The organism is Streptomyces sp. NRRL S-1813 (assembly GCF_000719605.1).
Lineage (GTDB): Bacteria > Actinomycetota > Actinomycetes > Streptomycetales > Streptomycetaceae > Streptomyces > Streptomyces decoyicus.
The window spans coordinates 38,717-46,387 of record NZ_JOHB01000047.1; the positions used below are offsets into that span (position 1 = coordinate 38,717).

The 7,671-nt window shown below is 71.0% G+C and carries 7 protein-coding genes; all 7 read left to right on the top strand.

The window, feature by feature from the left end:
• The first annotated feature begins 450 nt into the window (after nt 1–450).
• The 7 genes from IF67_RS0136030 (at nt 451) to IF67_RS0136060 (ending at nt 7,516) form a co-directional block, all read left to right on the top strand.
• Entirely contained in the window at nt 451–933 is a 483-nt protein-coding gene (locus IF67_RS0136030) for a CarD family transcriptional regulator (protein ID WP_003953493.1), read from the top strand.
• Between the two features lie 357 nt (nt 934–1,290).
• Nucleotides 1,291–2,037, top strand: coding sequence for a 2-C-methyl-D-erythritol 4-phosphate cytidylyltransferase (ispD, locus tag IF67_RS0136035; RefSeq protein WP_030992901.1), 747 nt, complete (start codon nt 1,291–1,293; stop codon nt 2,035–2,037).
• Entirely contained in the window at nt 2,024–2,557 is a 534-nt protein-coding gene (ispF, locus tag IF67_RS0136040; protein WP_078889846.1) for a 2-C-methyl-D-erythritol 2,4-cyclodiphosphate synthase, read from the top strand. Before ispD ends, ispF begins: the two co-directional genes overlap by 14 nt.
• Before the next feature lie 153 nt (nt 2,558–2,710).
• Nucleotides 2,711–3,115 (top strand): PPOX class F420-dependent oxidoreductase, encoded by a 405-nt coding sequence (locus IF67_RS0136045; protein WP_030992905.1) that lies wholly within the window; start codon nt 2,711–2,713, stop codon nt 3,113–3,115.
• A 123-nt stretch (nt 3,116–3,238) separates the two neighbouring features.
• The gene (gene cysS / locus IF67_RS0136050; RefSeq protein WP_030992907.1) at nt 3,239–4,633 is read left to right on the top strand and encodes a cysteine--tRNA ligase; all 1,395 of its coding nucleotides are present in this window, start codon (nt 3,239–3,241) and stop codon (nt 4,631–4,633) included.
• Between the two features lie 128 nt (nt 4,634–4,761).
• Nucleotides 4,762–5,718 (top strand): 23S rRNA (guanosine(2251)-2'-O)-methyltransferase RlmB, encoded by a 957-nt coding sequence (gene rlmB, locus IF67_RS0136055; RefSeq protein WP_030992909.1) that lies wholly within the window; start codon nt 4,762–4,764, stop codon nt 5,716–5,718.
• 157 nt (nt 5,719–5,875) lie between these two features.
• Nucleotides 5,876–7,516, top strand: coding sequence for a DoxX family protein (locus tag IF67_RS0136060; protein WP_199812844.1), 1,641 nt, complete (start codon nt 5,876–5,878; stop codon nt 7,514–7,516).
• Nucleotides 7,517–7,671: the final 155 nt, after the last annotated feature.

A 7,671-nucleotide genomic window follows, 5' to 3' on the forward strand; every position in this document is an offset into this window, starting at 1 on the left:
TTCCTCGAGAACAGGGGTGGGAATATTCGACAAGCGGCCGTTCGGGTGGCGGGCGATGGGTTTCCCCCCGGGGAAAAGCAGTATTCGCAGGGAATGTGAAGGCCTCGCGGAATTGATCACGCTCTTCGCGACCCCGGCTCGTGATCAATTCGGGAATCGGTCCCGAGGGGCCCATGAGCAGCCGAACGGAGCAGCGGAACTCGCTCATGTGGATCCGTGCAAAACGGGACGTTCGACCTGTCGATCACCGCCTTCCCGGTACGTGACGGGCATGTTTCCGCTCACCCGTGCAGCCCCTCCGACCTGCGAATACCCGTCTTCCGGGGCCCTTTGCAGCACGTTCCGGTCACTGTTGTCAAGCCCCGAGATATGCCCTGACCTGCGAAAACGCCATTCAGAACGGTCCGTTCCCGTGTTAGCATGGATAGCCACGGAAGGGGTACCTGTCACATGACGTTCAAGGTTGGCGACACCGTGGTCTATCCCCATCACGGGGCCGCGCTGATCGAGGCCATCGAAACTCGCCAGATCAAAGGCGTGGACAAGACCTACTTGGTGCTGAAGGTCGCCCAGGGCGACTTGACTGTTCGTGTGCCAGCGGACAATGCGGAGTTCGTCGGCGTACGCGACGTGGTTGGTCAGGACGGGCTGGACCGGGTCTTCGAGGTGCTTCGTGCACCGTATGCCGAAGAGCCGACGAACTGGTCCCGTCGTTACAAGGCAAATCTCGAGAAGCTCGCTTCCGGTGACGTCATCAAGGTCGCCGAAGTGGTTCGCGACCTGTGGCGGCGTGAGCGTGAGCGCGGACTGTCCGCCGGTGAGAAGAGGATGCTCGCGAAGGCGCGCCAGATTCTGGTGAGCGAGCTCGCCCTCGCGGAGAACACCAACGAGGACAAGGCCGAGGCCCTGCTCGACGAGGTACTCGCGTCCTGACGACGTGTGCGTCGGCGAGAGCCGGCGCAGCGACGACGTAGCAATGCCGCGGTGCCCGAGTGACGACCGTTTCCCCTGTGGAGCGGTCTGTTGCCGGGCGCTGCGGCATATCTGCTGCTACGGCATGACTTATGGGTGTGACCTGCCGGGAGCGGCGTGGGCCGCCGATTCCCAGTGGCGTACCGGTACCGGGCAGCTGCCTCGACCGATGTCACGGAAGGGTCCGGTCAAGGCGGCGCGCCCGGCACTCCCCCCGGCCTTCGGCCCGGGGGTGCCCCCAAGGCCATACCCACACCGCCCGAGGAAACAAACCTGTCTGCGTCAATTCCGGGCTCGGCCCGGACTCCGGAGTCATCGATGTCAGATCCTTCCCGCCCGGTCCGCACCGCCGCGGTGATCCCCGCCGCCGGCCGCGGTGTCCGGCTCGGTCCCGGCACCCCCAAGGCGCTGCGCACGCTGGGCGGCACCCCCATGCTGGTGCACGCCGTCCGCGCGATGGCCGCCTCGCGCGCGGTCTCCCTCATCGTGGTGGTGGCCCCGCCCGACGGCGCCGCCGAGGTCAGCCGCCTGCTCCACGAGCACCCGCTCGCCGAACGCACCGAGCTCGAGGTCGTCCCCGGCGGCGAAACCCGCCAGGAGTCCGTACAGCTCGGTCTGGCGGCGCTCCCGGACACCATCGACGTCGTGCTGGTGCATGACGCCGCGCGCCCGCTGGTCCCGGTCGACACGGTCGACACGGTGGTCGCGGCCGTACGCGCCGGTGCGCCGGCCGTCGTCCCGGCGCTGCCGCTCGCCGACACCGTCAAGCAGGTCGACCCGCAGCCGCAGGGCACCCCGGAGCCGGTGGTCGGCACCCCGGAGCGGTCCCTGCTGCGCGCCGTGCAGACCCCGCAGGGCTTCGACCTGGCGACCCTGCGCAAGGCGCATGACACCGTCGTCGAGGGCGAGGGCGCCACCGATGACGCCGGGCTGGTCGAACGGCTCGGTTCGCCGGTCGTGGTCGTCCCGGGCCACGAGGAAGCGTTCAAGGTGACCCGGCCGCTGGACCTGGTCCTGGCCGAGGCCGTACTCGCCCGCAGGAGGGCCACCGATGGCTATGTCTGACCCGACCCCTTCCGGCGCGCTCCCCGGCGCCCCTCTCGTCCCCCTCGTCGGCATCGGCACGGATGTGCACGCCTTCGAGCAGGGCCGGGAGCTGTGGTGCGCGGGTCTGCTCTGGGACACCACGGAGAGCGACGGCTACGGCCTGGCCGGTCACAGCGACGGCGATGTGGCCGCGCATGCCGCCTGTGACGCACTGTTCTCGGCGGCCGGCGTCGGCGACCTGGGTGCCCACTTCGGCACCAGCCGCCCCGAGTGGTCCGGCGCCTCCGGAGTGACCCTGCTGGCCGAGGCCGCCCGGATCGTACGGGCCGAGGGCTTCACCATCGGCAATGTCGCGGTGCAGGTCATCGGCGTACGCCCGAAGGTCGGCAAGCGGCGGGACGAGGCCCAAAAGGCGCTGTCGGCGGCCGTCGGCGCGCCGGTCTCGGTCTCCGGGACGACCTCGGACGGGCTGGGCCTGACGGGCCGCGCCGAGGGCCTGGCCGCGGTGGCCACGGCGATCGTCTTCCGTACGGCCTGACCCGTCGCCGTACGGCGGCAGGCGCGGCGCCCGGAGTCCCCGTTGCGGCGCCCGGCATCCCCCGCACGGGGCGGGAATGCCGGGCGCCGTACGGGTGTTGGGGGGAAGATCGGAGTATCCGTGTCCCGGAACGGCCCGCAGGAAGGATCCCTCGTGACTGCCACCTTGTCCGACGACCTCAAGAACCTCCTCGATACTCCGGTCTTCGTGACCGTGGCGACCATCCAGCCCGACGGCAGTCCCCAGGTCTCCCCGGTCTGGGTGAAGCGGGACGGCGACGACCTGCTGTTCTCGACGACCGTCGGCCGGCGCAAGGAAGCCAATCTCCGCCGTGACCCGCGGGTCACGGTCGTCGCCCAGCCCTTCGACGCCCCCTATACGTATGCCGAGGTCCGCGGCACCGCCACGCTCACCACCGAGGGCGGGCGGGCGCTCATCGACGAGCTGTCGCGGAAGTACACCGGCAAGCCGTACGCGGACTTCAACCCCGCGTCGGCCGACGACTCCGAGCGGGTGGTCGTCCGGATCACCCCGCGCAAGGTGGTCGGCAGCATCTGACGGGGTCCGCGGACCGCTCAGGAAGCGCCGACACTTCCGGCGAAGACGGCACCTATGACGGATACGTCACCCCGTGGCCCCATGGGTCGCGGGGCACTGCCTTGTTCCGACTACCCTGGTTCCGTGACGATTCGCCTGTACGACACCAGCGCCCGGCAGATTCGCGATTTCACCCCGCTCACGCCGGGCTGTGTCTCGATCTACCTGTGTGGTGCGACCGTGCAGGCCGCCCCGCATATCGGGCACATCAGGTCGGGACTGAACTTCGACATCATGCGCCGCTGGTTCGAGTACCGCGGCTACGACGTGACGTTCGTGCGCAATGTCACGGACATCGACGACAAGATCATCAAGAAGGCGGACGAGCAGGGCCGCCCCTGGTGGTCGATCGGCTACGAGAACGAGGTCGCCTTCAACACGGCCTACGACACCCTCGGCTGCCTGCGCCCCACCTACGAGCCGCGTGCCACCGGCCACATCCCCGAGATGATCGAGATGATGCGCGGCCTGATCGAGCGCGGTCACGCCTACGCCGCCGACAGCAACGTCTACTTCGACGTGCGGTCCTTCCCGGAGTATCTCCAGCTGTCCAACCAGGAGTTGGACAACCTCCTCCAGCCGTCCGGCGAGGGCGAGACCGGCAAGCGGGACCCGCGCGACTTCGCCATGTGGAAGGCGGCCAAGGAGGGCGAGCCCAGCTGGGAGACGCCCTGGGGCCGCGGCCGCCCCGGCTGGCATCTGGAGTGCTCGGCGATGGCGCACAAGTACCTGGGTACCGCGTTCGACATCCACGGCGGCGGCATCGACCTGATCTTCCCGCACCACGAGAACGAGATCGCGCAGGCCAAGGCGTACGGCGACGACTTCGCCGCGTACTGGACCCACAACGCCTGGGTCACGATGAGCGGCGAGAAGATGTCCAAGTCGCTGGGCAACTCCCTGCTGGTCTCGGAGATGGTCAAGCGCTGGCGCCCGATCGTGCTGCGCTACTACCTGGGCACCCCGCACTACCGCTCCATGATCGAGTACAGCGAGGACGCGCTGCGCGAGGCGGAGTCCGCGTTCGCGCGGATCGAGGGCTTCGTCCAGCGGGTCGTCGAGAAGGCCGGGGTCGTCGAGCCCGCGGCCGAGGTGCCGCCGGCCTTCGCCGACGCGATGGACGACGACCTGGGTGTCCCGCAGGCGCTGGCGATCGTGCACACCACCGTCCGGCAGGGCAATTCCGCACTGACCGCCGACGACAAGGAAGCGGCGGTGGCCCGGCTGGCCGAGCTGCGTGCGATGCTCGGGGTGCTCGGTCTGGACCCGCTCGACGAGCGGTGGTCCGGCGGCGGCACGGACCGCGGCGAAGACCTCCACGGTGTGGTGGACTCGCTGGTCCGTCTCGTCCTCGAACAGCGCCAGGCCGCCCGCTCCCGCAAGGACTACGCCACCGCCGACGCCATCCGTGATCAGCTCCAGCAGTCCGGACTCGCCATCGAGGACACCCCCTCGGGCCCGCGCTGGTCGCTGTCCTGACCTCGGCCCCACGCCTCGTCGGCCACCCGGATTCGCTCCGCACGGTGGCCGCGGGCGACACTCAATCCATACGTACGTACCCACTCCACGTCGCGAGACGTCGAGAGCAGTGAAGAAACAGGTGACCCATGGCCGGCAACAGCCAGCGCAGGAACCGCCGCACGTCCAACAAGAAGGGCGCGCAGGTCGGCAGCGGCGGTAAGCGGCGCCGGGGCCTGGAAGGCAAGGGGCCGACCCCGCCCGCCTCTGAGCGCAAGGGACATGTCAAGAACCGCGTGGCCAACGCCAAGGCGAAGCACGCCGCGGCCCGTCGTCCCGCGCCCCGCCGCGGCGGTGCGAAGGGCACCGCCGAGCTCGTCGTCGGCCGTAACCCGGTCTTCGAGGCGCTGCGCGACGGCGTGCCCGCGACGAACCTCTACGTCCAGCAGTTCATCGACACCGACGAGCGGGTGCGCGAGGCGCTCCAGCTCGCCTCGGAGCGCGGCAACATCAACCTGATGGAGGCGCCGCGCCCCGAGCTGGACCGGATGACCAACGGTCTCAACCACCAGGGGCTGGTCCTCCAGGTCCCGCCGTACGACTATGCGCACCCCGAGGACCTGGCCGCGGCCGCCTTCGACAACGGTGACGACCCGCTGATCGTCGCGCTCGACGGCGTCACCGACCCGCGCAACCTCGGCGCGGTGGTCCGCTCCGTGTGTGCCTTCGGCGGTCACGGCGTGGTCGTGCCGGAGCGCCGGGCGGCCGGCATGACGGCCGGTGCGTGGAAGACCTCGGCGGGCACCGCGGCGCGTACGCCGGTCGCGCGCGCCACCAACCTGACCCGGACCCTGGAGTCGTACCAGAAGGCCGGTCTGACGGTCGTCGGTCTGGCCGCGGACGGCGAGATGGAGCTCCAGGACGTCGCGGCGCTGGACGGCCCGGTCGTGATCGTGGTCGGCAGCGAGGGCAAGGGCCTGTCGCGGCTGGTCGGCGAGACCTGTGACGTGCGGGTGCGGATCCCGATGCCGGGCGGCGCGGAGTCGCTGAACGCCGGTGTCGCGGCCGGTGTCGTCCTGTGGGAAGCGGCGCGCCGCCGCGCCTGAGCCCGGGTGCCCCGGGGCGGTCGGCACGCAGCTGTGCCACACCCCGGGGCAGGACCTGACCCTCTGTACGTCTCTCCGGTATCCCGTGATCTTTTGACGGGTCTCGGACAGATCGACCCGGTCAAGGCAGTGTCTTAAACGCGGGTCACTCGGTTAGATGAGCGTGGACACCAGAACACCCCGCACGCCTACGGGGGGACGCTCGCCGGGCTTCGATGACGAGCCGGGCCTGAGCTCGGTCAAGGTGCCGTGCGATCCCGCGCAGGTCATCGTCAACCACGCCAGCTTCCGCGTACAGCTCGCCGCGCCCGCGGCGCGCGGCGCCATGGCCGACACCGCGCGCATCCCCGTCATCAGGGGCTCGTCCGCCGGTGCCAGACGCCGGGCGCCCGTGGTGTGGAGCGGCCGCACCGACCCGGGCGGCACGGCCGGCGCCACCACCCAACTCCTGCACGCGGTGCGCAACGCGGGCCTCGGCCTCGACGGCGGCCAGGCCGAGGACGTCGGCACGACCCAGGTCCTGCCCCGGATCCGCCTCGGCGACGCCGCCCCCGCCCAGACCGTGATCGGCCAGCGCGGCCCCGTCGACCCCGACAGCCCGCTGCTGCGCGGCGTACGCCCCGTGGGCAGCGCATACGGCGACACCTACCGCGACCATCCCTACCGGCCCCCCTACGGCGACCGCGGCCACACCGACGACGGTTACGACGACGACCGGTTCGAGGCACGGGACGACTACGACCCCGATGCCAAGCGGCGCGGCACCGACAGCGTGCGCCACGCGTACTACCCCGGCCGCCGGATGAACCTCGGCGTCGTCCTGCTGCCGCTGCGCATCTTCCTCGGACTGATCTCCGTCTACGCCGGCATGGGCAAGCTCTGCGACCCCGTCTACTTCGACGGCGGCGAGCGGGGCTCGATGGTCAAGTGGCTGATGTCGCTCGACCCCTGGGCGCTGGCCGTCCCGCTGCGTGACTTCGCCGTCTCGCACCCCGTCGGCGCCGGTCTGACCGTCGCCTTCCTCCAGGTCGTCGTCGGCGTCCTGACCATCTGCGGACTGTGGCAGCGCGTCGCCGCGTCCATCGGCGCGCTGCTGTCCGCGGCGCTGCTGATGACCGTCACCTGGCGTACCGTCCCCGCCTACGACGCCCCCGACATCATCTACCTCGCCGCCTGGAGCCCGCTGATCATCGCGGGCGCCCCCGTCTACTCCATGGACGGACGGCTGGCAGGCGAGGCCTGGCGGCGTCTCGGCCCCCGCGTCGAGGTGGCCGACCTGCGGCGCCGGGTGCTGCGCCGCGGCGCCGTGATGACCACGGTGGTGGCCGGACTGACCCTGATCGTCGGCTCGCTGCTCGGCGGCGCCGTACGCTCCGCGACAGTCGCGACGGTCCCCCGCCCCGGCGAGCCCGCGATCAACAACCTGCCCGGCTCCCCGCTGCCCCGCCCCGGCAAGCACTCCGCCCGGCCCGGCCAGCGGCACAAGGGCAGCGCCGCACCGCGCCCCGGAACGCCCTCCGCGGACGCCTCCCACAAGACCCGCAAGCCCGGGACCCCGTCCGCGTCGACCTCCGGCACCGGACGGTCGACGGGCAGCTCCAGCGGGCTCTCGCAGCAGCCGGGAGCGACCACCAGCGCACCGCAGCAGACCGTGCCGACCCGCGCCCCGGTACCGACCCATGTACCGACGTCGACGGGCGGCACCGGCGGCGGCACCACCGGCACCGGCAGCACCGGCACCGGCGGCTCCGGAGGCGACTCCGGCCGCGACAACGCCCTGGGCGGCCTCCTCGGCTGACCTGCTGCTCCCCCCGCTTCCCCGCACCTGTCCCCGATCGCTTCCGATCTCTCCGTATGGCCTGGAATCACTGGGCGCTACGGGGAGGGGGAGTGGTCGGGGACGGGTTTTTTGGGGGCGGGGGCTGTGCGTGTGTGGGGGGGGAGGGGCAGGCC